Below are 24,815 nucleotides of genomic sequence, written 5' to 3'. Positions count from 1 at the left end.
AACTTACTCGCGCGGCGACGCGCTTTCAACCCGGAGACAACCCGATGAACCCGCTTTCCCTGTCTGGTCTCGATCTGTTGCGCGCCGCGGTATCGGGCGATGCGCCGCTCGCGTCAATTTCCGAAACGATCCCGATGCGCCCGCTCGATGTCGAGCTCGGTTATGTGAAGTTTTCGGCGCGGGCGGATGGCCGGCACCTGAATCCGCTCGGCGGCGTGCACGGCGGGTTCGCCGCGACGGTGCTCGATTCGGTCACGGGGTGTGCGGTGCATTCGATGCTCGATGCGGGCGTCGGCTACGGTACGGTCGACCTGCACGTGAAGATGCTGCGGCCCGTGCCGCGTGACGTCGACCTGGTGGCGGAAGGGCGCGTGATTCACCTGTCGCGTTCGCTGGGCGTTGCCGAGGGCACGCTGAAGACGGCGGACGACAAGATCGTCGCGCATGCGTCGGCAACCTGCTTCATCCAGCGGCCGCAGTGACGGCGGGCGGCAACGCCATCGTCCGGAACGACGCGTGAATCTCCACGCCGGCGCCGCAGGCCGCCTGTAAGGGTTCGCGGCGCCTGTCTGAAGCGGCCGCTTCAATGTGATAGCGTTCCTGCTTTCCACCGACGCGACAGGACCAGCATGGAATACCGCACACTCGGCGATTCGGGCATCGAGGTCAGCCTGATCGGCCTCGGCACGATGACGTGGGGCGAGCAGAATTCGGAGCGCGATGCGCACGAGCAGATCGACTACGCGATCGGGCAGGGCGTGACGCTGATCGATGCCGCGGAGATGTATCCGGTGCCGCCGAAGCCCGACACGCAGGGGCGCACCGAGCAGTACATCGGCACCTGGCTCGCGCAGCATCGCGCGCAGCGCGAGCGCATCGTGCTCGCGACGAAAATCGCCGGTCCGGCGCGGCAGCCGCACAATCCGCGCCATATTCGCGGCGAAGGCAACCAGTTCGACCGCAAGAACCTGACCGAAGCGCTCGACGGCAGCCTCAAGCGCTTGCAGACCGACTACGTCGATCTCTATCAGTTGCACTGGCCCGATCGCAGCACGACGACGTTCGGCCGTCCCGCCTATCCGTGGGTCGACGACACCTATACCGTGCCGATCGAGGAAACCCTCGGCGTGCTCGCGGAATTCGTGAAGGCCGGCAAGGTGCGCGCGATCGGCGTGTCGAACGAAACGCCGTGGGGCGTCGCGCAGTTCCTGCGCGCGGCCGAGAAGCTCGGGCTGCCGCGCATCGCGAGCATCCAGAATCCGTACAGCCTGCTGAACCGCACGTTCGAGAACGGGCTGTCGGAATTCACGCATCGTGACGGCGTCGGCCTGCTCGCGTATTCGCCGCTCGCGTTCGGCTGGCTGTCCGGCAAGTACGAGAACGGCGCGCGTCCGGCCGGCGCGCGCATCACGCTGTTCGAGCGCTTCCAGCGTTACAGCAAGCCGCAGGCCGTCGAGGCGACGTCGCGTTACGTCGCGCTCGCGCGGCGTCACGGGCTGTCGCCCGCACAGCTCGCGCTGGCGTTCGTCAACAGCCGGCCGTTCACGCGCAGCAACCTGATCGGTGCGACGTCGCTCGAGCAGTTGAAGGAGAACATCGGCAGCATCGACGTGAAGCTGTCCGACGAGATCCTCGCCGAGATCGACGCGCTGCACGAACTGCAGCCGAACCCGGCGCCGTAAATGGCGCACGGCCCGCGCGGCAGCGATGCCGCGGCGGGTCGCACCGGCGGCGCATCGCTGCGCCGTCGTTTCTTCCGTTACCGCATCTTGAGTCGCGTGCGCGCGACGAACAACGCGATCAGGCTCAGCAGCGCGCAGCCCATCAGATAAAGCGCAGGCGACAGCCGGTTGCCGGTCGCGCTGATCAGCCAGGTGATGACGAACGGCGCGAAGCCGCCGAACAGCGTGACACCCGTGTTGTAGCTGACCGCGAGCCCCGTTGCGCGCGTCTGCGACGGGAACAGCTCGGCCATCAGCGCCGGCAGCGCGCCGCAGTACATCGCCTTCAGCGCACCGATCCAGACCAGGGCGGCGAGCATCGTCGCGAACGACGCGTGGCGCGTGAGCCACGCGAACGTCGGCCATACGGTGACGAGCATCAGCACGGCCGCGGTCGCCATCATGCGGATCCGCCCGGTGCGATCGGACAGATGGCCGACGACCGGCGTGACGAGCGTGAGCACGAAGCCGGTCGCGAGCGTGGCCGCGAAGCCCGTCGACGCAGGCAGCCCGAGCTGCTTGATCGCGTAAGTCGGCATGTACAGGATCATGTAGTTGATCGCGGTCGAGATCACGAGCGCGCCGATCGACAGCAGCACCCGCACCTTTTGTTCCGCGAACAGCTCGCGCACCGGCGCTTCGGAGCGTGCCTGCGTCTTGAACTCGACGCCTTCGTCGACGTAACGGCGGATGTACAGTCCGACCGGGCCGATCGCGAGCCCGAACAGGAACGGCACGCGCCAGCCCCAGCTTTCGAGTTGCGCAGACGTCAGCGTGGAGGTCAGCAGCGCGCCGAAGCCCGATGCGAGCAGCGTCGCGAGGCCCTGGCTCGCGAACTGCCAGCTCGACATGAAACCGCGGCGCTGCGGCGCGTGCTCGACGAGGAACGCGGTCGAGCTCGCGAATTCGCCGCCCGCGGAAAAGCCCTGCATCAGCCGCGACAGCATGATCCCGAGCGGCGCGAGGATGCCGATCGATGCGTAGGTCGGCATCAGCGCGATCAGCAGCGTGCCGGCCATCATCATCGCGATCGACAGCAGCAGCGACGCCTTGCGGCCTGCACGGTCCGCGTATGCGCCGAGCACGAAGCCGCCGATCGGCCGGATCAGGTAGGACAGCCCGAACGTGCCGAGCGTGAGCATCAGCGACGTCGCTTCGCTCGTGGCGGGGAAGAACAGCTTGGCGATCGTCACCGCGAAGAAGCCGTAGACGATCAGGTCGAACCATTCGAGTGCGTTGCCGATCGACGCCGCGAAGATGATGCGCCGGATCTTCGCGGCGCTGGGGCGGGCGGCTTCCTGCGAGGTCAGGGTGGTCGTGTTCATCGTGTATGCAGGTCCCGTGAAAGGGGCGAAGCGCGTTACAGGGCGGCGCCGGCCGCGGCGGGCGCCGCGCGGCGAACGGTCGGTGCGTCGTCGCCGAGATCCCAGAAGAGGCCGGCCATCATCTGCAGCCCCTCGCTGACGACGCTCGCGAGCAGGTGCTCGTCGGGGGCGTGCTGCGAGCACGCCGGGTACGAGTGCGGCACCCACAGCGTCGGCAGCCCGAGCGTGTCGGCGAACACTTCGTTCGGCAGCGTGCCGCCGAGATTCGGCAGGATCGCGGGCTTCTTGCCGGTGGTGCGCGCCAGCGACGCGACGGCCCAGCGGACCCACGGATCGTCCGGCGGCACGCGCGTCGCCGGTGCGCCGCGTTCGACGTCGATCTCGATGTCGGCGAAGCCGTGTGCATCGAGGTGCGTGCGCAGATGGGCATGCAGCGCTTCCCAGTCGGTGCCGACGACGAAGCGCAACTGGCAGTGCGCATACGCGGCGGGCGGGATCGCATTGACGGGGTGCTCGGGGTTGCCGGCCTTGAACGCGAGGATCTCGAACGTGTTCCAGCCGAACACGCGCTCCGCCGCGGTGAGGCCGGGCTCGCCCCAGTCGGCGTCGAGCGCCGGATCGCCGGGGCCGCCGCCGACGGAGAGATCGGCGAGCGCATCGCGCACGGCGGCCGGGATCTGCGGCGGACGCAGCCCCGCGACGCGAATCGCGCCGCGCGCGTCGACGAGGCTCGCGAGCGCGTGTGCGAGCACGATCGCCGGATTGCGCAGCAGCCCGCCCCAGTTGCCGGAATGATGCGCGCCGTCGCGGGCGCGCAGGCTCAGCTTGAAATTGACCGAGCCGCGCGAGCCGAGGAATACCGTGGGGCGCGCGGCGGCGATGCGCGGGCCGTCGGACGCGATCAGCACGTCGGCCGCGAGCGCGTCGCGTTCCTGGCGGCACAGTGCGTCGAGGCCCGGCGAACCCGTTTCCTCGCCCATCTCGATCAACAGCTTCGCGTTGAAGCCGAGCCGGCCGCCGCGCGCGTCGAGCACGCTCGCCAGCGCGGCCAGGTTGATGGTGTGCTGGCCCTTGTTGTCGGCGCTGCCGCGGCCGTACCAGCGGTCGCCGTCGGCCGTCAGCGTCCACGGCGACAGCGGCGCGCGCCACTGCGCGTCGTAGCCGCGCACGACGTCGCCGTGGCCGTAGATCAGCACGGTCGGCAGCGCGTCGTCTTCGTGGCGCGAGGCGAGCAGGAACGGGCCGCCGCCGTCGACCGGATTGTCGACGATCCGCGACGTGAAGCCGAGGCGCGCGGCCTCGGGGGCGATCTCGTCGGTCAGGTAGGCGCGCAGCGCGGCTTCATTGCCGCTTTCCTGGCTCTCGGTGCGCAGGCCGACGCGGCGGCTCAGGGTCGTGAAGAACGCACCGGATTCGAACTGGTTCAGCGCGTGCTGGATGGCGGCGGTACGGCTCAAGTCGTGTCTCCTCTGTCGGGTTCCCTGCACGCGGCGGATCGGGCATGCAGCGTGAAGTGCGATCGATTCTAGAAAGCCGATTTATTTGTCACAATGATCGAATTTCGAACCTTTCTTTGCCTAAAAGGCAAAGCAGTGCGGCCGGCGGCCGGGCGGAGACAGAACGATGGCGGCTTTCCTGCATGGCCTGGCGTTGCGGTATTTCGTCGAAGTGGCGCGCACCGGCTCGATCAGCGACGCGTCCGCGCGGTTGCACGTGGCCGTCTCGGCGATCAGCCGCCAGATCGCGAAACTCGAGAGCGAGCTCGGCGCGCCGCTGTTCGAGCGCCGGCCGCGCGGGATGGCGCTGTCGGAGGCCGGCGAGCGGCTGCTGGCGTTCGCACAGCGCAGCCTGCTGGAGGCCGAGCACGTGATGAAGGACATCGGCGGGCTCGATGCGTTGCACGGCAGCCTGCTGAAGATCGCGTGCTCGGAAGGGTTCGCGATCGATTTCCTGCCCGGCACGCTCGCCAGCTTCAAGGCGCGCCATCCGGGCGTCGATTTCTCCGTGTGGGTGGTGTCGCCGGCCGACGCGACGCGGCGCGTGCGCGACGGCGACGTGGACATCGCATTGAGTTTCAGCCTCGCGCCGGAGAAGGGCGTGCGCGTCGAACATACCGAGCGCGCGCCGATCTTCGCGCTGGTGCGGCACGACCATCCGCTCGCGACGCGTGACGCAGTGTCGCTCGCCGATGTCGCGCGTCACCCGCACGTGCTGCCCGAGGCCGGCACGACGGTGCGACAGCTGATCGACATCGCGTGCGCGCTCGACGGGCTGCTGCTCGAGCCCGAACTGACGAGCAACAACACGGCGGCGATGTACGGCTACGCGCGGCGCACGGGCGCGGTGATGTTCACGGGGCTGCTGTCGGTGCGCGACCGCTGCGCCGCGGACGGCTTCGTCGTCGTGCCCGTGACGAACCCGCAACTGCGCGAGCGCAGCATCCAGGTGCAGACGATGGCGGGGCGCGATCTGCCCGCGTCGGTACGGGCGTTCCGCGACCATCTGATCGACGCGATGCAGGCCGCATCGACGCCGCCGACTGCCGCGCGCGGCCCGAGACGCCGGCCCGTGAGATAATCGTCAATCCGCCTTCCTTGTCCATGCGGCTCATCGAGCCGCATCGCCCCTGTTTGACGCCAAATTGAAGAACCTGATTGTCACCCTCGATCGCGCCGGCGAGTTCGACGAGATCATCGACGTGCGCACGCCGCTCGAGTTCGCCGAGGATCATATTCCCGGCGCGCTGAACGCGCCTGTCCTCAGTAACGAGGAGCGCGTGCTCGTCGGCACGATGTACCGGCAGGTGTCGCCGTACGAGGCGACGCGCGTCGGCGCGGCGATCGTCGCACGCAACATCGCGCGCCATCTCGATACGACGTTCGCCGACCGTCCGCGCAACTGGCGGCCGCTGATCTACTGCTGGCGCGGCGGCAAGCGCTCGGGCTCGATGACGACCTGGTTCAACCTGATCGGCTGGAAGGCGCGCCAGCTCGACGGCGGCTACAAGGCGTACCGCCAGTCGGTGTGCGCGACGCTCGACTCGCTGCCGACGCGGTTTCGCTACATCGCACTCGTCGGCCATACGGGCTGCGGCAAGACGCGCCTGCTGAACGCACTGCGCGACGTGGGCGCGCAGACGCTCGATCTCGAAGGGCTCGCGTGCCATCGCGGCTCGCTGCTCGGCGCGCTGCCGGGCAAGCCGCAGCCGGCGCAGAAGGGGTTCGATTCGGGGCTCGTCGAAACGCTTGGACGTTTCGACCCCGAATGGCCGGTATTCGTCGAGTCGGAAAGCCGCAGGATCGGGCTCGTGCAGTTGCCGATCGCGTTGATCGACGCGTTTCACGCCGGGCCGTGGGTGCATGTCGACGCGGCGCACGACGAGCGCATTGCGTTCCTTCTCGACGATTACGCGCACCTGTTCGACGAACCGGACGCGTTCAAGGCGCAGCTCCATCGGCTGATCGGCCTGCATAGCCGCGAACAGGTGACGCACTGGAAGGCGCTGATCGATGCAGGCGCGCGCGCCGACCTGTTCACCGAGCTGATCGACAAGCACTACGATCCCGCCTACGCACGGACCTACCGCGCGACGTACAACAAGCCGAACCGGGCGCTGACGTTCACGTTCCGGCCCAACGCCGCCGACGTGCACGATCAGGCGCGTGCGCTGCTGGCCGAACTCGCGCAAGCCGGGTTGCCCGCATCGGCCGCGCTTGCCGCAGGCGCGACCTCCGCAACCGACCCAGACCAATCGACGACCACACGATGACGACCACCCGCACCCAACCCAGTCCCGCCCTCGGCTGGATGACTTTCCTGCTGATCGCGGTCGCGGGCCTGTTCTACGTGAAATGGTTTCCGTACTACAACAAGGCGTTCGTTGCCGCCGAGCATCATTCGATCGGCCAGTCGATCCTGATGGGCACGTCGGCGGCCGCTCCCGAGCCGTCGCTGAAGGCTGCGCTCGACTACGCGTGGGCGTACGGCAAGGCGATCTGGCAGGCGATGGTGCTCGGCCTGCTGCTCGGTTCGGCCGTGCAGGCGCTGCTGCCCGCGCACTGGGTCGCGCGCGTGCTCGGTCGCACCGGCTTCGGCAGCGTCGCCGCGGGCGGCCTGCTGTCGCTGCCCGGCATGATGTGCACGTGCTGCGCGGCGCCGGTCGTCGCGGGGCTGCGTGCGCGCCATGCATCGCCGGGCGGCGCGGTCGCGTTCTGGCTCGGCAACACGGTGCTGAACCCGGCGGCACTGGTCTTCATGGGCTTCGTGCTCGGCTGGCAGTGGAGCGCGCTGCGCCTCGTGCTCGGCGTCGCGATGGTGTTCGGGATCGGCTATCTGCTGAACCGGATCGCACGTCCTGAAGACGCCCGCATCGACGATGCGCAGCTCGCCGCGCTGGCGGCCGAGCAGGCCGCGGCCGGCAATCCGTTCGTCCGCTGGGTGAAGCTGCTCGCGCGCATGGCCGTGCGGCTCGTGCCCGAATACATCGTGCTCGTGCTGCTGCTCGGCGCCGCGCGCGCATGGCTGTTCCCGCATATCGGCCCGGACATCGGCAATCATCTCGGCTGGATCGTCGCATTCGCGGTGGCAGGCATGCTGTTCGTGATCCCGACGGCCGGCGAGGTGCCGATCATCCAGGCGATGCTGTCGCTCGGCATGGGCGTCGGCCCGGCCGCCGCGCTGCTGATGACGCTGCCGCCGATCAGCGTGCCGTCGCTCGCGATGCTCGCGCGTTCGTTCAAGCCTTACATGCTGGCCATCGTCGCGATCCTCGTCGTCGTATTCGGGATCGCGAGCGGCCTGCTCGCGATCGCGCTCGGGTTCTGACGCGTACAAGCGGCGCGCCGGTCGGGCGCAATCGTCATATTCATCCGGCGCCGCCGTTGCACGTGTGCGGCGCCATTTACAAGAAGCAAACAGGAAAACGCATGACCCAACCGAAGATCCATCCTCGACTCGAAAAGGCGCTGACGCGCGGCGATCTCGCGATCCGCCAGGCCAATTCCGCGCGGGCGACTGCCGTGCTGAACGCACTCGGCACGATGATCATCGAGGCCTCCGCAACGATCGGCGTCGACGCCAGCATCGACATTCCGCAAGGCGACCGCATTTACGATCCGGTCAACGGCCTGTGGCCGCAGAAGATGCTGGTGTCGTTCGATGGCCCGGTGGACGAAGCCGACAAGGAAGAGCTGCGCTCGGTCTATCTGGTTGCCGACGATCCGGGCACGCAGTTCCGCGTCGAATGGCATCGCGCGGACGGCAAGCTCGGCCGCCAGGAAGGTGGCCCGCTCGCGACCGTTGCGTTCCTGACCGACGTCGAGATTCCGTGGAGCGACGACGACGAGTGACGTCGTCGCATGAGGCCGGTGCCCGGGCGCCGGCTGTCAGCGCATCATCCGCCGCCGGAACAGCCACGCGGACAGCAGGAAGCCGCCGACCGCGTAGCCGGCGAGCACCGCGACATGCAGCGCGACGTCGGTGGCCGGCCGGCCGAGCATCGCGGGCCGGATCAGCTCGACCGCGTTCGCGAGCGGCAGCGCCTGCGCAGCGTGCTGGGCGATCGGCGGCAACTGCGTGGTCGGGAAGAACACGCCCGACAGCAGCAGCATCGGCGTCAGCACGAGCGTCTGATAAAACATGAAGAAATCGTAGGACGGCGCGAGCGCCGTGACGATCATCGCGATGCTTGCAAACGCGAGGCCCGCGAGCGCGATCACGGGCAGCGCCGCGAGCATCGACGGAAACTGCGCATAGCCGAGCGCCCCCGCGACGAGCATGATCGCGGCCCCCGACAGCATCGCCTTGCTGGCCCCCCAGACGATCTCGCCGAGCACGATGTCGCCGAGCGCGAGCGGCGTATGCATGATCGCTTCCCACGTGCGCTGCACGTGCATCCGCGAGAAGCCCGAATACATCGACTCGAAGCTCGCGGACATCATCACGCTCGACCCGACCGTGCCGGCCGCGAGGAACGCGATATACGACACGCCGTCGACATGGCCGAGCATCAGCCCGAGCCCGAACCCCAACCCGAACAGATAGATCATTGGATCGGCAAGATTGCCGAACATCGATGCGAGCGCGAGCTTGCGCCAGACGAGATAGTTGCGCCGCCAGACGGCGATCCAGTTGGTCGCGTTGGCGGGCATCGCGATCGCGAAGCGTGACACGCGCGGCGGTGCCGACGGTGCGGCGGTGGAATAGTTGCGGACGTCCATGATCGATCAGTCCTGCATTTCGCGGCCCGTGAGCCGCAGGAACACATCTTCAAGATTGGCCGGGCGATGCAGATAGCGCAACCCCGGGCGACCCTTGAGCCGCGCACTGAGCGGTTCCGGGTCGCTCACGTAGCAGAACAGCGTCTCGCCGCTGATCTCGGTGTGCTTCGCGAACGCCGACAGCTCGTCGCGCAGCGTGGCCGGATCGGGCCCGTAGATCTCGATCACGTCGCAGCCGATTTCCGATTCGATCAGCGCGTGCGGCGCGCCTTCGGCGATCTTGCGGCCTTCCTCGATCACGCACAGCCGGTCGCACAGGCGTTCGGCTTCTTCCATGAAGTGCGTGGTGATCAGGATCGTCTTGCCGCGTGCGAGCAGCGAGCGCAGGCGTTCCCACATGAGGTGACGTGCCTGCGGGTCGAGGCCCGTCGTCGGCTCGTCGAGCACCAGCACATCGGGATCGTTGACGAGCGCGCGCGCGAGCGTCAGGCGGCGCTTCATGCCGCCCGACAGCTCGCCGACCTTCGCATCGGCCTTGCTCTCGAGCTTCGCGAATTCGAGCAGCGGCTTCACGAGCGCGCGCGTAGCCTGCGCGGACATGCCGAAATAGCGGCTGAACACGAGCAGGTTCTCGCGCACGGTGAAGTCGGGGTCGAGATTGTCGAACTGCGGGACGACCCCGACGCGCTGGCGCGCATGCCGCGCACGCGATGGAACCGGTTCGCCGCAGAGCGAAATGGTGCCCGCATCGGGATGCGTGAGGCCGAGCAGCATTTTCAGCGTGGTGGTCTTGCCGGCGCCGTTCGGCCCGAGCAGGCCGTAGCATTCGCCGGCCTGTACCGTGAAGGACAGGCCGTTGACGACGAGCTTGTCGCCATAGCGCTTTTCGACGTTCCGGAAATCGATCGGTGCAACGGACATGGGCATGTTGTCGTTGTAAGCGGGCGCGGAAGCGTTCCGCTGCCCGATGCGTGGCCGGTTGGCGAACCGATCGGACGATTGCGTGTCACACGGGCATGACCGAAGCGCACGACGCCGGCGCCTGATGGCCCGCTGGAGTACGAACGGGCCATTCTAGTGCATCGGCTGCGTCTCTTCAGGGCATGCCTGCACGGTGCGATGCATGCGCGCACCGATCGTGCACCGCATCATCGCGCACGCGCCGAGCGGGGCGAATCAGCGTTTTCCATCCCTTGCGTCCTGAATTGCGGCGCACCATGATGAATGCGTAGGCTCGTTGTTGCGATAGGGAGGTTTCATGGCTAGCTACAACAAGATTCTGCTGTGTTACGACGGCACGCTCGAAGGACGCAAGGCATTGCGCTGCGGCGCCAATCTCGCGATGGACCTGAAGGCCGAGACGCATTTGCTGTCGGTCGTCGACATGCGCTCGAGCATTGCACAGAGCGCGGGTTTGCTGACCGACGTCGCGTGCGGCCGGTTCGAGGAAACCGCGCGTGAAATCCTGCAGGAAGGGGTGAACTGGCTGCGCGAGCGTGGCGTGCAGGCCGAAGGCCATTTCGCGTTCGGCTATCCGATCGACGAAATCGCGAATCTCGCGACGGAACTGCAGGCCGACCTGGTTGTGGTCGGCCATCGGTGCCGCAGCGGGCTGTCGAGATGGTGGATGGGCTCGGGTAACACGCAACTGCTCGATCGCGTGAACTGCAGCATTCTGGTTGCATGTTCGTCGGCGCAGGAGCAGAAGGCCGAAATCGCGCGCGAGCGTGAAGCGGCCACGGCGAACGGCAAATGATCCAATGATTCGATGACTGCCTGACCGGCGAATCGCGCCGGTCAGGCGTCGTGCCACGTCAGTGGCGCGGGCGACGGCCGTGGCCAGTCAGGACCGGTCAAGCGTGCAGGTCGATCGCCGACAACTTCCACGAGAACAGGCCGAAGCGGTGGAATATCGCCGCGTAGCGCGTGCCGTCGGCACTGCGCTGGTAGGTCACGACGAATTCGTCGATATTCCGGTAGCCGGCGCTGGTTTGCTGCGGGTGCGGCGAATGCGTTGCATCGGCCGGGCTGGCCGGTGCGGCAGCGGCGGGTGGTTGCGATGACGCAGCCGTAGCGGCTGCGTTGCTGCCCGGAGTCGCAGCGCTCGCCGGTGCCGGATTGGCCGTTGGTGCGGCCGGCGCGTTGCCCGGTGCATTGCCGCCTGGCGGCAGATTCGACCATTCCGGTGGACGCTCACCCGGATTGCCACGCGGCGGCAATCCGCTCATCAGCGCGGCCACGCCCTCCGGGGTCGCGTACGCATCGACCAGCGGGCCGATCAGCGCAGACCCGATCAGCGCAGACCCGATCAGCGCGCCGATCACCGCGAACGGATTGTTCTTCTTCACCGCGTCGATCCGGCGCATCAACTCTTCCGTGACCTGCTGCTTGAGGCTGATGCGCAGCGACGGAAAATCGACATATTCACTGATGGCCTGCGCGTCGCGCGCATCGATCGCCGATTTCAGGCGACCGAGCGCGACGTACGGCGACGCGTAGGCATAGCCGATCGCCGCAATGATGGCGACGGCCAGCACGACGATCAGCAGGGGCTTGAGCCGCCAGGCGCGGCTCGACGATCCGGTCACGTTGCCTCCGGTGCGGGGATGTTCCGCAATCAGAGACCGCCTGGCGTGGCCGATCGTTCCTCTGCGATGCAGCGATCGATCATCCGGCACACGGCATCGATCGTGCCGACCATGATCAGGCGCGAGCGGCCGTGATAGACGCGCACCGGTGCGCGGCGTGCGGGTTCCGCGTGATTCAGGCCGGCGTTCAGCGATACCCGCGCGAAAGCGGGGAGCGCCGACGGCAGCAGGGACGCCTGCCGTTCGACTGCGACTTCTTCTTGCACAGGCGCCGCCGCGGACAGCGGTGCGCAGGGCGTGCGGCCGCGCAGGTGACGCAGGCGACCGAATTGACGGAAAGGCAGCAGACGGGAAAGGCGTTCCATGATGTTCTCCTCAGCGAGACGGAATGTCAGAGTTCGCCCGAGCGGATCAGCCCGACGGCGATGCCTTCCAGCGCGAATTCCGCGCTGCCGGCCTTGACGAAGATGTTTTCGTAATCCGGGTTCTCCGCGATCAGCTCGAGACCGCCCGGCCGGCGCATCAGGCGCTTGACCGTGACGTCGTCGCCGAGACGCGCGACGATGATCTGGCCGTCCTTCGCTTCCGTGCGCTTCTGCACGGCGAGGAGGTCGCCGTCGAGGATGCCGGCGTCGCGCATCGACAGGCCGCGCACTTTCAGCAGGTAGTCGGGCTTGCTGGAGAACAGCGCGGGATCGCACGCGTAATGCTGCGAGATGTGCTCCTGCGCGAGGATCGGGCTACCGGCCGCGACGCGGCCGACGAGCGGCAGCGACAGCTGCATCAGGCCGGCGTGCGGCAGCGTGAACTGGTGCGGGGCGTCGTCGATGCCGAGCAGGCGGATGCCGCGCGACGCACCGGCGGCCAGCTCGATCACGCCTTTGCGGGCCAGCGCGCGCAGGTGCTCCTCGGCCGCATTCGGCGAGCTGAAGCCCAGCTCGGCCGCGATCTCGGCACGGGTGGGCGGGAATCCGGAGCGCTCGATCGCGCGGCGGATCAAGTCGAACACTTGCTGCTGACGGGCGGTGAGTTTGGTCATGGCTGAACTGTATGGATAGACAGTGAGCTGTATTTTTATACAGTAGTTCGCGAATTTCAAGTGTTACGTGAGGTTCGACGCGATCACGCCGGTTCCGGCGCGATTTCGCGACGTCCGGACGCCGGTTCATCTGCCGCAACCGTCCATCCCGTCTGCGTTAGCACTTTTGAGTATTAAAAAATGAGGAACGATTATTTTTAATCATGTAACCCGTTCGTTAGACTGGCCCGACATCGCAATACCGACAACACTGGAGAACCAAGGATGGGCAAGCGCAATACGGGGCTGGTGGGCGGAGTGGGCCGCCTGATCGCAACACTCGCGCTGGGCGCGGCGGCGGCGCTGGGCGTCGCGACGCACGCGCAGGCCGATACGACGTTCCTGAACGTGTCGTACGACCCGACGCGCGAGCTGTATCAGGACTTCAACCAGGCGTTCGGCAAGGAGTGGAAGGCCAGGACGGGCGAGACGGTCAACTTCAAGCAGTCGCACGGCGGTTCGGGCGCGCAGGCGCGCTCGGTGCTCGACGGCCTGCAGGCCGACGTCGTCACGCTGGCACTCGCGTACGACATCGACGCGCTCGCGAACAAGGGGCTCGTCAACAAGGACTGGCAGAAACGCCTGCCCGACAACGCGTCGCCGTATACGTCGACGATCGTGTTCCTGGTGCGCAAGGGCAATCCGAAGGGGATCAAGGACTGGGACGACCTGACCAAGCCGGGTATCTCGATCGTCACGCCGAATCCGAAGACGTCCGGCGGCGCGCGCTGGAACTACCTGGCTGCCTGGGCGTACGCGCTGCACAAGCCGGGCGGCAACGAGCAGACGGCGAAGGAATTCGTCACCAAGCTCTACAAGAACGCGGGCGTGCTCGATTCGGGCGCGCGCGGCGCGACCACGAGCTTCGTGCAGCGCGGGATCGGCGACGTGCTGATCGCATGGGAGAACGAGGCGTTCCTGTCGGTCAAGGAGTTCGGCACCGACAAGTTCGAGATCGTCGTGCCGTCGGTAAGCATCCTGGCCGAACCGCCCGTCGCGGTGGTCGACAAGGTGGTCGACAAGAAGGGCACGCGCAAGCTGGCCGAGGCGTACCTGAACTTCCTGTACAGCCCGCAGGGCCAGGAGATCGCGGCGCGCAACTACTACCGGCCGCGTTCGAAGAACGTGCCGGCGGAGCTGACGAAGCAGTTCCCGAAGCTGAAGCTGTACACGGTCGACGATACCTTCGGCGGCTGGACGAATGCGCAGAAGACGCATTTCGCGGACGGCGGCGTGTTCGATTCGATCTACAAGCCGCAGTAACGCCATAACGACAGCGGTGCGCCACGACAGCGCGCCGCATCCCCGACGGCCCGCCGGCGCAATGCATCGCGCCGGCGTTTGCGTCGGACCCGTGAGCAGCAACGACCCAGCAAGAGCATCCGATGACGACGTACACCTTTCGCAAGCCGAGCGCGCTGCCCGGTTTCGGCGTGACGCTAGGCATCACGGTGGCCTATTTGAGCCTCGTGGTGCTGATCCCGCTCGCCGCCACGTTCCTGAAGACCGCGACGCTGTCGTGGGACCAGTTCGTCACCGCCGTCACGTCGCCGCGCGTGCTCGCGTCGTACCGGCTGACGTTCTTGTCCGCCCTCGGCGGCGCGCTGATCAACGCCGTGTTCGGTTTCCTCGTCGCGTGGGTGCTCGTGCGCTACACGTTCCCGTTCAAGCGCCTCGTCGATGCGATCGTCGACCTGCCGTTCGCGCTGCCGACGTCGGTCGCCGGCATTTCGCTCGCGGCCGTCTATGCGACCAACGGCTGGGTCGGCCAGTATCTCGCGCCGCTCGGCATCAAGATCGCGTTTACGCCGGCCGGCGTGCTGGTCGCGCTGACCTTCATCGGGCTGCCGTTCGTCGTGCGCACGGTGCAGCCGGTGCTCGAGGATTTCGAGCGCGAGCAGGAAGAGGCCGCCGCGTGCCTCGGCGCGTCGCGCTGGCTGACGTTCCGCCGCGTCGTGCTGCCGGCCGTGCTGCCGGCGCTCCTCACCGGGTTCGCACTGGCGTTCGCGCGCGCGCTCGGCGAATACGGCTCGGTGATCTTCATCGCCGGCAACGTGCCGATGAAATCCGAGATCACGTCGCTGCTCATCATCACGAAGCTCGAGCAGTACGACTACGCGGGCGCGACCGCGCTCGCGGTCGTGATGCTCGTCGTGTCGTTCCTGATGCTGCTGCTGATCAACACGCTGCAGTGGTATCTGCAGCGCCGCACCAGCAAGGGCGCGAGCGGCCCCGCGCCCGCCACCGTCGCCGCCGTCGCAGCAGGAGGCCAGCAATGAGCCAGGAGGCCACCGTCGTGCTGAAAACCCCGTCTTCGGCTGCGCAAGGGCGCGCCGCAAAGCGGCTCGACCCCGTCAGCGAGTCGCGCGTCGTGCGCTGGCTGCTCACGGGCATCGCGCTGGCGTTTCTTGCGTTCTTCCTCGTCGTGCCGCTTGCCGCGGTGTTCGTCGAGGCGCTGCGCAAGGGCATCGGCTTCTATCTGGAATCGCTCGCCGACCCCGATGCGTGGGCGGCGATCAAGCTGACGCTGACCGTCGCCGCGATCGCCGTGCCGCTGAACCTCGTGTTCGGCGTGTGCGCGTCGTGGGCGATCGCGAAGTTCGAGTTCCGCGGCAAGGCGTTGCTGACGACGCTGATCGACCTGCCGTTCTCGGTGTCGCCGGTGATCTCCGGCCTCGTCTACGTGCTGCTGTTCGGCGCGCAGGGCTGGCTCGGGCCGTGGCTGCAGGATCACGACGTGCAGATCATCTTCGCGGTACCGGGCATCGTGCTCGCGACGATCTTCGTCACGTTTCCGTTCGTCGCGCGCGAACTGATTCCGCTGATGCAGGCGCAAGGCACCGACGAGGAAGAGGCCGCGCGCGTGCTCGGCGCATCGGGCTGGCAGATCTTCCGTCGCGTGACGCTGCCGAACGTGAGGTGGGGCCTGCTGTACGGCGTGATCCTGTGCAACGCGCGCGCGATGGGCGAGTTCGGCGCGGTGTCGGTCGTGTCCGGCCACATTCGCGGCGTGACCGACACGATGCCGCTGCACGTCGAGATCCTGTACAACGAATACAACTTCGCGGCGGCGTTCGCGGTGGCGTCGGTGCTGGCGCTGCTCGCGCTCGTCACGCTCGCGCTGAAGCTGCTCGCCGAGCGCCACCTGGCCGCCGAACTGGCCGGCGCGCGCGATACCGCTCCCGCACATGCCGGCCCCGTCGCCGTCGTTTCGTCGAAATCGTAAAGAGGCAACCAGAATGGGTATCACCGTCCGTCACCTTCAGAAGCGCTTCGGCGATTTCACGGCGCTCGACAACGTATCGCTCGATTTTCCGCCGGGCGAACTGGTCGCGCTGCTCGGGCCGTCCGGCTGCGGCAAGACCACGCTGCTGCGCGTGATCGCGGGCCTCGAGCACGCGGATGCGGGGCAGGTCGTGCTGCAGGGGCTCGACGTCGCGTCGGTCGGCGCGCGCGAGCGCCAGGTCGGTTTCGTGTTCCAGCACTACGCGCTGTTCCGCCACATGACGGTATTCGAGAACGTCGCGTTCGGGCTGCGCGTGAAGCCGCGCCGCGAGCGGCCATCGGAAAGCGTGATCCGCGACAAGGTACACGAGCTGCTGAAGCTCGTGCAGCTCGACTGGCTCGCGCAGCGCTATCCGTCCGAGCTGTCGGGCGGCCAGCGCCAGCGGATCGCGCTGGCCCGCGCGCTCGCGGTCGAACCGAAGGTGCTGCTGCTCGACGAACCGTTCGGCGCACTTGACGCGAAAGTCCGCAAGGAGCTGCGCGGCTGGCTGCGTCGTCTGCACGACGACCTGCACATCTCGACGATCTTCGTCACGCACGATCAGGAAGAGGCGCTGGAAGTCGCGGATCGCATCGTCGTGCTGAACCGCGGCCACGTCGAGCAGGTCGGCAGCCCGCAGGACGTCTACGATCATCCGCAGAGCGCGTTCGTCTACGAGTTCCTCGGCGCGGCCAACCGGTTGCCGGGCACGGTCGCCGGGCGCGGCTTCGTCGCCGAGGGCGCAGCCGCGCCGATCGAGGTCGACGCCGATTTCGCGGGCCCCGCGAATGCGTACGTGCGGCCGCACGACCTGCAGCTGTGGCCGGCGGGCGAAGGGCACCGCGACGGCATCGCAGTGGACGTGCGCCGTGTGATCCCGCTGGGCGGTTCGGTGCGCGTGGAGCTCGAGGCGCGCGCAGGCGGCGCGCTCGAAGCCGAACTCGACCGCGACGCGTGGCGTGCGCTGTCGCTGCAGGTCGGCGACGGCGCGACGGCCGTGCCGCGCGCGGTGCGCGTATTCCCCGCGCGCTGACGCGCGGGTGCAGGGCAGGAGGGGGCGGGTGCCGCTCCGGTTACACAAGCAAACAACGACAGCCTAAGAGGCATACCCATGAATTTTCAGCAACTGCGCTTCGTGCGCGAAGCGGTGCGCCAGAACATGAACCTGACGGAAGTCGCGAACGTGCTGTACACGTCGCAGTCGGGCGTGTCGAAGCAGATCAAGGATCTCGAGGACGAGCTCGGCGTCGACATCTTCATCCGGCGCGGCAAGCGGCTGACGGGGCTCACCGAGCCCGGCAAGGCCGTGCACCAGCTGATCGAGCGGATGCTGCTCGATGCCGAGAACCTGCGCCGTGTCGCGCGCCAGTTCGCCGACCAGGACAGCGGCCACCTCGTCGTCGCAACGACCCACACGCAAGCGCGCTACGCGCTGCCGAAGGTGATCCGGCAGTTCACCGAGGTGTTCCCGAAGGTGCATCTCGCGCTGCGCCAGGGCAGCCCGCAGCAGATCGCGCAGATGATCCTGAACGGCGAGGCCGATCTCGGCATCTCGACCGAGGCGCTCGACCGCTACCCGGACATCGTCACGTTCCCGTGCTATTCGTGGCACCACACGGTGGTCGTGCCGAAGGATCATCCGCTCGTCGGCCGCGAGAACCTCACGCTCGAGGAAATCGCCGAGTACCCGATCATCACGTACGACCAGGACTTCACGGGCCGCTCGCACATCGATCAGGCGTTCACGCAGGCGGGGGCCGTGCCCGACGTCGTGCTGACCGCGATCGACGCGGACGTGATCAAGACCTACGTCGAACTCGGGATGGGGATCGGCGTCGTCGCGGCGATGGCCTACGATCCGCAGCGCGACACGGGGCTCGTCGCGCTCGACACGCAGCACCTGTTCGAGGCGAGCACGACGCGGGTCGGGTTGCGCAAGGGCGCGTTCCTGCGCGCGTATGCGTACCGGCTGATCGAGATGTTCGCGCCGCACCTGAACGAAGCGGAAATCGCGGGGCTGTTGCGCGAAGCCGTTTGACGACAGCGCGTCGCGCGCCATCCGCGCCGTTGCAGCGGATGGCGCGACGTCCCTGCGCGGGTTGTCATGCATTGGGCGGCGGCACGCGATCTGCCGCCGCCTTGGTGGTTCGATTCACCGAATCATCGACCGCCATCGTCCAGTCCGATTCATCGCCCCACGCGGCGAGCGAGATGCGGTCGCCTGCCGGCACACCATCAACACAGCACGTTCGAGCGCCCCGTTTCGGGTGCGGTCATCTGCCATACCGGGCGACCCGTTTCCACACGGATGTGATTCAATGCGCGTGAATGCCGGCGGACGGATGCCCTCGGCCACGCTCCTGACCGACAGGTCCGCACAGCGGCGCAATGCAACGCGCCGGAACGAACCGCGGGACGTATGACCGACAGCCGGATCGCGTTTATGGAACCATGCGCGCGGATTGCCGACTCCGACACACTCGGCGACATATTGCGCAGTACGCAACACACGTGACGAAGCGCTAAACAATGAATCTGAAATGGTTTCTCTTTTCCTTCGAAGGCCGAATCGGGCGCCTGCCGTGGTGGATCTACGCACTGGCTTACGCTTTGCTCTGCGCGTTTTTCGATGCGGGTTCGCGCGGCTCGTCGACTGACGATCTGCCGCTGCTTGTGGTGCTGGTGGGCGTCGTCATCGCGGTCATCGCGGTGTGGTCGTCGATTGCGGTCGGCGTGAAGCGGCTGCACGACATCGACAAGTCGGGATGGTGGATGCTGTTGTTGTTCGTGCCGATCGTCGGCTCGCTCGCATTGTTCGTGATGAACGGCTTCATCGCCGGCACGCCGCAGGCGAACCGGTTCGGCGAGCCGCCGTCGGTTGATGAAGACGCGCCGGCGCCGCATGATCCGGCGTGACGCGCGCTCCGAATAAACCCTTAAATATTGATCAGACAGGTTGCGCGCCGACACGAATCGGTACAGCATAGCCTTCACTCCGCCGGCGTCCCGCCGGCGGTGGCGTGTCAACGACAGCACGCGTCAGGCAGTCGGCCGTCTGCCTCGCTTCCATTCCGTGGTACCGACAGCAGCATCGATGGCCGTTGTCCGGGTAGTGTGGCGCAAACGTTTGCTCACATTAAAACAACAGTCAAACAATTGTCCGGCCCTTGGGGCCAGTCGCCAGGAGATGTGTATGAATGTCCTCTTTCGCCGTCGCTTCCTGACCGCCGCGCTCGCCGCTGTCGCGGTCGCCGCCGCACCGGCCGTCCACGCGCAATCGACGGCCAAGCCGAAGGTCGCGCTCGTGATGAAGTCGCTCGCCAACGAGTTCTTCCTGACGATGGAAACGGGCGCGAAGGAATACCAGAAACACAACGCGAGCCAGTTCGACCTGATCACCAACGGCATCAAGGACGAGACCGACACCGCGAACCAGATCCGCATCGTCGAGCAGATGATCGTGTCGAAGGTCGACGCGATCGTGCTCGCGCCGGCCGATTCGAAGGCGCTCGTGCCGGTCGTGAAGAAGGCGGTCGACGCGGGCATCATCGTCGTGAACATCGACAACCGGCTCGACCCCGACGTGCTGAAGTCGAAGAACCTCAATGTGCCGTTCGTCGGCCCGGACAACCGCAAGGGCGCGCGCAAGATCGGCGATTACCTCGCGAAGCGGCTGAAGGCAGGCGATCAGGTCGGCATCGTCGAAGGCGTGTCGACCACCACCAACGCGCAGCAGCGCACGGCCGGCTTCCAGGACGCGATGAAGGCGGGCGGGATGAAGGTCGTGTCGGTGCAGTCCGGCGAATGGGAGATCGACAAGGGCAATGCGGTCGCGGCCGCGATGCTGAACGAATACCCGAACCTGAAGGCGCTGCTGTGCGGCAACGACAACATGGCGATCGGCGCCGTGTCGGCCGTGCGCGCGGCCGGCAAGCAGGGCAAGGTGCTCGTGGTCGGCTACGACAACATCAACGCGATCAAGCCGATGCTGAAGGACGGCCGCGTGCTCGCGACCGCCGATCAGTACGCGGCGAAGCAGGCGGTGTTCGGCATCGACACGGCGCTCAAGGCGATCGCCGAGCATCGCAAGCAGGCCGACATGTCGGGCGTGGTCGAGACGCCGGTGGATCTCGTGACGAAGTGATGCAGCTCCGATGCGGCCGCCGCCCTCAAGAATTTGGCGCGGCGGCCGTTATCCGGGGTGAGCGCGATCACGGCCACTGCATGCACATGCACTTGTGAGCGTCACACCCGCGCGCCGCGTGCGCGCGGCCGCAACCAGGATCGCGATGGACCCGACCTTCCAACCCTCCCGCGCAGCCACTCCCGTGCTGTCCGTATCCGGCATCGGCAAGACCTATGCCGAACCCGTGCTCGCTGACGTCACGCTGGCGCTCGAGCCGGGCCACGCGCTTGCGTTGACGGGCGAGAACGGCGCAGGCAAGAGCACGTTGTCGAAGATCATCGGCGGGCTCGTCGAACCGACCACCGGCACGATGCAGCTCGGCGGCCAGCCGTATGCACCGGCGAGCCGGACCCAGGCCGAAGCGCTCGGCGTGCGCATGGTGATGCAGGAGCTGAACCTGCTGCCGACACTGACGATCGCCGAAAACCTGTTCCTGAATCGCCTGCCGCGGCGCTTCGGGATCATCGATCGCGCGCGGCTGCGCGACGATGCGCGGGCCGCGATGGCACAGGTCGGGCTCGACACCGTCGATCCCGATACGCCGGTGGGCGCGCTCGGCATCGGCCATCAGCAGATGGTCGAGATCGCGCGTAACCTGATCGGCGACTGTCGCGTGCTGATTCTCGACGAACCGACCGCGATGCTGACCGCGCGCGAAGTCGAGCTGCTGTTCGAGCAGATCGACCGGCTGAAGGCGCGCGGCGTCGCGATCGTCTACATCTCGCACCGGCTCGAGGAGCTCGCGCGCGTCGCCGAGCGGGTCGCGGTGTTGCGCGACGGCCGGCTCGTCCATGCGGGCGACATGGCGGCGACGACGTCCGACGGGCTCGTCACGCTGATGGTCGGGCGCGAGATCGGCGAGCACATCGATCTCGGCGAGCGCCGTATCGGCGCGCCGCGGCTCGTCGTGTCGGGCCTCACCCGCGGCACGGCGGTGCGCGACGTGTCGCTCGAAGTCCGTGCGGGCGAGATTTTCGGCATCTCCGGGCTGATCGGCGCGGGACGCACCGAGCTGCTGCGGCTGATATACGGCGCCGATACGCCGGATGCGGGGACGATTGCGGTCGGCCAGCCGCTGAAGCCGGCGCGGATCGGTTCGCCCGTCGAGGCGGTGAAGCACGGCATCGCGCTGATCACCGAGGATCGCAAGGGCGAAGGGCTGCTGCTGTCGCAGTCGATCACCGCGAACGTGTCGCTCGGCCAGCTCGACCGGCTCGCGCGCGGCGGCATCGTCGACAGCGCGCGCGAAACGGCGCTCGCCGAGCAGCAGATCGATGCGCTGCGGATCCGCACGCACGGTGCGGCGCAGGCGGTCGGCGAGCTGTCGGGCGGCAATCAGCAGAAAGTCGTGATCGGCCGCTGGCTCGCGCGCGACATGGGCGTGCTGCTGTTCGACGAGCCGACCCGCGGGATCGACGTCGGCGCAAAGTTCGAGATCTACACGCTGATGGGAGCGCTCGCGCGCGAAGGCCGCGCGCTCGTCGTCGTGTCGAGCGACCTGCGCGAGCTGATGCTGATCTGCGACCGGATCGGCGTGATGTCGGCCGGCCGCATGACCGCCGTGTTCGAACGCGGCAACTGGACCCAGGATGCGCTGCTGGCCGCGGCGTTCGCCGGCTTCGGCCGCGAGACGCCGCCGGGCGGCACACGGCATCCGGACGCGGGGCAGGCGCCAGGCGCCGCTCCGGGCACTTCGACGACAGGACGACAGCCATGACCCAGCCTCCCGTATCCCCGACCGACGCAGGCGCGCAGCAGGACGTGACGGGGCGCCGCGCGCGCACGCTGTCCGGCACGCGGCTCGGGCTGTCGAACTATCTCGGGCTCGCCGGCGCGCTCGCCGCGATGATCGTGCTGTTTTCGGTGCTGAGCTCGCATTTCCTGACCTACGACACGTTCAGCACGATCGCGAACCAGATTCCCGATCTCGTCGTGATGTCGGTCGGGATGACCTTCGTGCTGATCATCGCCGGGATCGACCTGTCGGTCGGCTCGGTGCTCGCGCTCGCCGCGTCGATGGTCAGCGTCGCCGCGCTGAAATGGCAGTGGGGACCGCTGCCGGCCGCGCTGATCGGCATCGCGGTCGCGACCGTCACGGGCGCGCTGACGGGCGCGGTCACGGTCGGCTGGCGGATTCCGTCGTTCATCGTGTCGCTCGGCGTGCTGGAGGCCGCGCGCGGCGTCGCGTACCAGCTGACGAATTCGCGCACGGCCTATATCGGCGACGCGTTCGATTTCCTGTCGAACCCGATCGCGCTCGGCATCTCGCCGGCATTCCTGATCGCGGTCGCGGTGATGATCGCGGCCCAGTTCGTGCTGACGCGCACCGTGTTCGGACGCTATCTCGTCGGGATCGGCACGAACGAGGAAGCCGTCCGACTTGCAGGGGTTAACCCCCGGCCATATAAAATTCTCGTATTCGCACTGATGGGCGCGCTCGCCGGGCTCGCATCGCTGTTCCAGATTTCGCGGCTCGAGGCGGCCGACCCGAACGCGGGCGTGGGCCTCGAACTGCAGGTGATCGCGGCCGTCGTGATCGGCGGCACGAGCCTGATGGGCGGGCGCGGCTCGGTGATCAGCACGTTCTTCGGCGTGTTGATCATCTCCGTGCTGGCCGCGGGGCTTGCGCAGATCGGTGCGAACGAACCGACGAAACGGATCATCACCGGCGCGGTAATCGTGGTGGCAGTCGTGCTCGATACGTATCGCAGCCGGCGCACACGCGTGCGGTAAAAAGACAGACAGAACAGACCAGAGAGAAACGGGAAATGGCGACGATCAAGGATGTGGCGGCCATGGCGGGCGTGTCGTTTACGACCGTCTCGCACGTGGTGAACAATTCGCGGCCGGTGTCCGCGGATGTGCGTGCGAAGGTCGAGGGCGCAATCCGCGAGCTGAACTACGTGCCGTCGGCCGTGGCGCGCTCGCTGAAGGCGCGTGCGACGGCGACCATCGGCCTCGTCGTGCCGAACAGCACGAATCCGTACTTCGCGGAGCTTGCGCGCGGCATCGAGGATCAGTGCGCGGCCAATGGCTATTGCGTGTTCTTCTGCAACTCGGACGACGATCCGGTGAAGCAGCGCAACTACCTGCGCGTGCTGCAGGAAAAGCGCATCGACGGGCTGATCGTCGCATCGGCCGGCGAGGATGCAGTGCTCGCGCAGACGCTCGCGGATATTCACGCGCCGCTCGTCGTCGTCGACCGCAACATCGAGGGGCTCGCGGCCGATCTCGTGCAGATCGACCACGAGCGCGGCGCGTACCTGGCGACGCGGCACCTGCTCGAGCTCGGGCACGCGAAGATCGGCTGCATCACGGGGCCGACCGACACGGCCGTCAGCGCGATGCGCGTGCACGGCTTCATCCGCGCGATGGCCGAGCGCGGGGTCGACATCGTGCCGGGCGCGATCGCGGAGAGCGACTTCTCGTGCCTCGGCGGTTATCACGCGGCGTCGCGGCTGTTCGAATCGGTGCGGCCGAGCGCGATCTTCGCGGGCAACGACCTGATGGGCGTCGGCGCGCTGCGCGCGGCGGCCGAGCGCGGCATGCGCGTGCCGGACGACTGTTCGATCATCGGGTTCGACGACATCGAATTTTCCCGCTACACGTATCCGGCACTGTCGACGGTCGGCCAGTCGGTGCGCGCGCTCGGCGAAATGGCCGCGCAGACGCTGATCGAGCGGATCGGAGGCGGCTCGACGGCCGTGCCGAGCCGCCGCCGCGTCGTATCGCCGCGCCTCGTGCTGCGTGAATCGACCGCGATCTACCGCGAGCCGCCGGCCTCCGGCGGTCGCGCATGACGGCGCTCGCACCGGGCGCCGGCCGCGTGACGGTGGTCGGCAGTCTCAACATGGATCTCGTCGTGCGCGCGCCGCGTCTGCCGTTGCCGGGCGAAACGCTCGCCGGCCACGCGTTCGCGCAGGCAGCGGGCGGCAAGGGTGGTAACCAGGCCGTCGCCGCTGCGCGGCTTGGTGCGCAAGTCGCGATGATCGGCTGCGTCGGCGCGGATGCGCATGGCGCGGCCCTGCGCGCGGGCCTCGAAGCCGAGGGGATCGATTGCGCGGGGCTCGCGACGAGCGCGTCGGCAGCGACCGGCGTTGCGCTGATCGTCGTCGACGATGCGAGCCAGAACGCGATCGTGATCGTCGCGGGCGGCAACGGCGAGGTCACGACCGATATGGTCGCGCAGCACGAGGCCGCACTGGCGTCGGCCGACGTCGTTATCTGCCAGCTCGAAACGCCGCCGGACGCGGTGTTCGCCGCGCTGTCGGCCGGGCGTCGGCTCGGCCGCACGGTGGTGCTCAATCCGGCCCCGGCCGTCGCACCGCTGCCGGACGGCTGGCTGCCGCTCGTCGATTACCTGATCCCGAACGAGGTCGAGGCCGCCGCGCTGACCGCGCTGCCCGTGCGCGACCCGGCGGAGGCGGAAGCCGC

General features: G+C 67.6%; 25 protein-coding genes and 1 pseudogene. 19 read left to right on the top strand and 7 right to left on the bottom strand.

Annotation, left to right across the window (positions count from 1 at the left end; translation table 11 throughout):
* Window positions 1-44: 44 nt before the first annotated feature.
* Both G3N61_RS05435 and G3N61_RS05430 read left to right on the top strand, forming a co-directional pair.
* Window positions 45-482, top strand: coding sequence for a PaaI family thioesterase (locus G3N61_RS05435; RefSeq protein WP_039358790.1), 438 nt, complete (start codon window positions 45-47; stop codon window positions 480-482).
* A gap of 147 nt (window positions 483-629) precedes the next feature.
* Window positions 630-1,682: an NADP(H)-dependent aldo-keto reductase gene (locus G3N61_RS05430; RefSeq protein WP_043182711.1), complete on the top strand. Its 1,053-nt coding sequence runs from the start codon at window positions 630-632 to the stop codon at window positions 1,680-1,682.
* A gap of 77 nt (window positions 1,683-1,759) precedes the next feature.
* Here G3N61_RS05430 and G3N61_RS05425 read toward each other — a convergent pair whose 3' ends face one another.
* Together G3N61_RS05425 and G3N61_RS05420 are read right to left on the bottom strand one after the other, a co-directional pair.
* Window positions 1,760-3,046, bottom strand: coding sequence for an MFS transporter (locus tag G3N61_RS05425; protein ID WP_089450415.1), 1,287 nt, complete (start codon window positions 3,044-3,046; stop codon window positions 1,760-1,762).
* 35 nt (window positions 3,047-3,081) lie between these two features.
* On the bottom strand, window positions 3,082-4,503 hold the full coding sequence (locus tag G3N61_RS05420; RefSeq protein WP_089450416.1) for a M20 family metallopeptidase: 1,422 nt from the start codon (window positions 4,501-4,503) through the stop codon (window positions 3,082-3,084).
* A gap of 166 nt (window positions 4,504-4,669) precedes the next feature.
* Between G3N61_RS05420 and G3N61_RS05415 the strand changes: the two genes are divergently transcribed.
* The 4 genes from G3N61_RS05415 (at window position 4,670) to G3N61_RS05400 (ending at window position 8,394) form a co-directional block, all read left to right on the top strand.
* Complete coding sequence (locus G3N61_RS05415; RefSeq protein WP_089450417.1) at window positions 4,670-5,623, top strand: LysR family transcriptional regulator; 954 nt, start codon at window positions 4,670-4,672, stop codon at window positions 5,621-5,623.
* 64 nt (window positions 5,624-5,687) lie between these two features.
* Window positions 5,688-6,815: a tRNA 2-selenouridine(34) synthase MnmH gene (gene mnmH / locus G3N61_RS05410; protein ID WP_089450418.1), complete on the top strand. Its 1,128-nt coding sequence runs from the start codon at window positions 5,688-5,690 to the stop codon at window positions 6,813-6,815.
* Window positions 6,812-7,870: a permease gene (locus G3N61_RS05405; RefSeq protein WP_089450419.1), complete on the top strand. Its 1,059-nt coding sequence runs from the start codon at window positions 6,812-6,814 to the stop codon at window positions 7,868-7,870. The genes mnmH and G3N61_RS05405 overlap by 4 nt, the downstream gene beginning before the upstream one ends.
* Before the next feature lie 101 nt (window positions 7,871-7,971).
* Entirely contained in the window at window positions 7,972-8,394 is a 423-nt protein-coding gene (locus G3N61_RS05400; RefSeq protein WP_011351887.1) for a hypothetical protein, read from the top strand.
* A gap of 36 nt (window positions 8,395-8,430) precedes the next feature.
* Here the strand turns inward: G3N61_RS05400 and G3N61_RS05395 are convergent, their stop codons facing one another.
* Window positions 8,431-9,264 (bottom strand): ABC transporter permease, encoded by an 834-nt coding sequence (locus tag G3N61_RS05395; protein WP_043182723.1) that lies wholly within the window; start codon window positions 9,262-9,264, stop codon window positions 8,431-8,433.
* 6 nt (window positions 9,265-9,270) lie between these two features.
* Window positions 9,271-10,185 (bottom strand): nodulation factor ABC transporter ATP-binding protein NodI, encoded by a 915-nt coding sequence (gene nodI, locus G3N61_RS05390; protein WP_205821797.1) that lies wholly within the window; start codon window positions 10,183-10,185, stop codon window positions 9,271-9,273.
* A 337-nt stretch (window positions 10,186-10,522) separates the two neighbouring features.
* Here nodI and G3N61_RS05385 point away from each other — a divergent pair, with 337 nt between their 5' ends.
* Window positions 10,523-11,020, top strand: a complete 498-nt coding sequence (locus tag G3N61_RS05385; protein ID WP_011351890.1) for a universal stress protein — start codon at window positions 10,523-10,525, stop codon at window positions 11,018-11,020.
* Between the two features lie 97 nt (window positions 11,021-11,117).
* Here G3N61_RS05385 and G3N61_RS05380 read toward each other — a convergent pair whose 3' ends face one another.
* Genes G3N61_RS05380 through lexA form a run of 3 tightly spaced genes read right to left on the bottom strand, consistent with a single transcriptional unit; the run spans window position 11,118 to window position 12,891 of the window.
* Entirely contained in the window at window positions 11,118-11,852 is a 735-nt protein-coding gene (locus G3N61_RS05380; RefSeq protein WP_205821842.1) for a DUF2939 domain-containing protein, read from the bottom strand.
* A 29-nt stretch (window positions 11,853-11,881) separates the two neighbouring features.
* A complete protein-coding gene (locus G3N61_RS05375; protein ID WP_043182727.1) occupies window positions 11,882-12,217 on the bottom strand; it encodes a hypothetical protein in 336 nt (111 codons plus the stop codon).
* 26 nt (window positions 12,218-12,243) lie between these two features.
* Window positions 12,244-12,891: a transcriptional repressor LexA gene (gene lexA, locus G3N61_RS05370; RefSeq protein ID WP_009689103.1), complete on the bottom strand. Its 648-nt coding sequence runs from the start codon at window positions 12,889-12,891 to the stop codon at window positions 12,244-12,246.
* Here lexA and G3N61_RS40230 point away from each other — a divergent pair.
* The 12 genes and pseudogenes from G3N61_RS40230 to G3N61_RS05315 all read left to right on the top strand — a co-directional run.
* Window positions 12,862-12,972, top strand: a pseudogene (locus tag G3N61_RS40230) (sodium:proton symporter); the annotation flags it as partial. The gene lexA and the pseudogene G3N61_RS40230 sit on opposite strands and share 30 nt — an antisense overlap.
* Before the next feature lie 183 nt (window positions 12,973-13,155).
* On the top strand, window positions 13,156-14,193 hold the full coding sequence (locus tag G3N61_RS05365) for a sulfate ABC transporter substrate-binding protein (RefSeq protein WP_043182729.1): 1,038 nt from the start codon (window positions 13,156-13,158) through the stop codon (window positions 14,191-14,193).
* Between the two features lie 122 nt (window positions 14,194-14,315).
* Window positions 14,316-15,209: a sulfate ABC transporter permease subunit CysT gene (gene cysT / locus G3N61_RS05360; protein WP_089450423.1), complete on the top strand. Its 894-nt coding sequence runs from the start codon at window positions 14,316-14,318 to the stop codon at window positions 15,207-15,209.
* A complete protein-coding gene (gene cysW, locus G3N61_RS05355; protein ID WP_089450424.1) occupies window positions 15,206-16,156 on the top strand; it encodes a sulfate ABC transporter permease subunit CysW in 951 nt (316 codons plus the stop codon). Before cysT ends, cysW begins: the two co-directional genes overlap by 4 nt.
* Window positions 16,157-16,169: 13 nt before the next feature.
* Window positions 16,170-17,228: a sulfate ABC transporter ATP-binding protein gene (locus G3N61_RS05350; RefSeq protein WP_043182735.1), complete on the top strand. Its 1,059-nt coding sequence runs from the start codon at window positions 16,170-16,172 to the stop codon at window positions 17,226-17,228.
* A 78-nt stretch (window positions 17,229-17,306) separates the two neighbouring features.
* Window positions 17,307-18,233, top strand: coding sequence for a CysB family HTH-type transcriptional regulator (locus G3N61_RS05345; protein WP_043182737.1), 927 nt, complete (start codon window positions 17,307-17,309; stop codon window positions 18,231-18,233).
* 491 nt (window positions 18,234-18,724) lie between these two features.
* Complete coding sequence (locus G3N61_RS05340) at window positions 18,725-19,111, top strand: DUF805 domain-containing protein (protein ID WP_043182738.1); 387 nt, start codon at window positions 18,725-18,727, stop codon at window positions 19,109-19,111.
* A 277-nt stretch (window positions 19,112-19,388) separates the two neighbouring features.
* Window positions 19,389-20,339 (top strand): sugar ABC transporter substrate-binding protein, encoded by a 951-nt coding sequence (locus G3N61_RS05335; RefSeq protein ID WP_043182740.1) that lies wholly within the window; start codon window positions 19,389-19,391, stop codon window positions 20,337-20,339.
* Between the two features lie 145 nt (window positions 20,340-20,484).
* A complete protein-coding gene (locus G3N61_RS05330) occupies window positions 20,485-22,098 on the top strand; it encodes a sugar ABC transporter ATP-binding protein (protein WP_205821796.1) in 1,614 nt (537 codons plus the stop codon).
* A complete protein-coding gene (locus tag G3N61_RS05325; RefSeq protein ID WP_043182744.1) occupies window positions 22,095-23,114 on the top strand; it encodes an ABC transporter permease in 1,020 nt (339 codons plus the stop codon). Before G3N61_RS05330 ends, G3N61_RS05325 begins: the two co-directional genes overlap by 4 nt.
* Window positions 23,115-23,149: 35 nt before the next feature.
* Window positions 23,150-24,181 (top strand): LacI family DNA-binding transcriptional regulator, encoded by a 1,032-nt coding sequence (locus tag G3N61_RS05320; protein WP_011351902.1) that lies wholly within the window; start codon window positions 23,150-23,152, stop codon window positions 24,179-24,181.
* Window positions 24,178-24,815: PfkB family carbohydrate kinase (locus tag G3N61_RS05315; RefSeq protein WP_205821795.1), on the top strand; the 638-nt coding region annotated here is incomplete at its 3' end. The genes G3N61_RS05320 and G3N61_RS05315, both read left to right, overlap by 4 nt.

This window comes from Burkholderia sp. Ac-20349 (assembly GCF_017104865.1).
GTDB classification, from domain to species: domain Bacteria; phylum Pseudomonadota; class Gammaproteobacteria; order Burkholderiales; family Burkholderiaceae; genus Burkholderia; species Burkholderia aenigmatica.
Note: the sequence above shows the minus strand (reverse complement) of the source record. Positions and strands in the feature narration are given on the sequence as shown.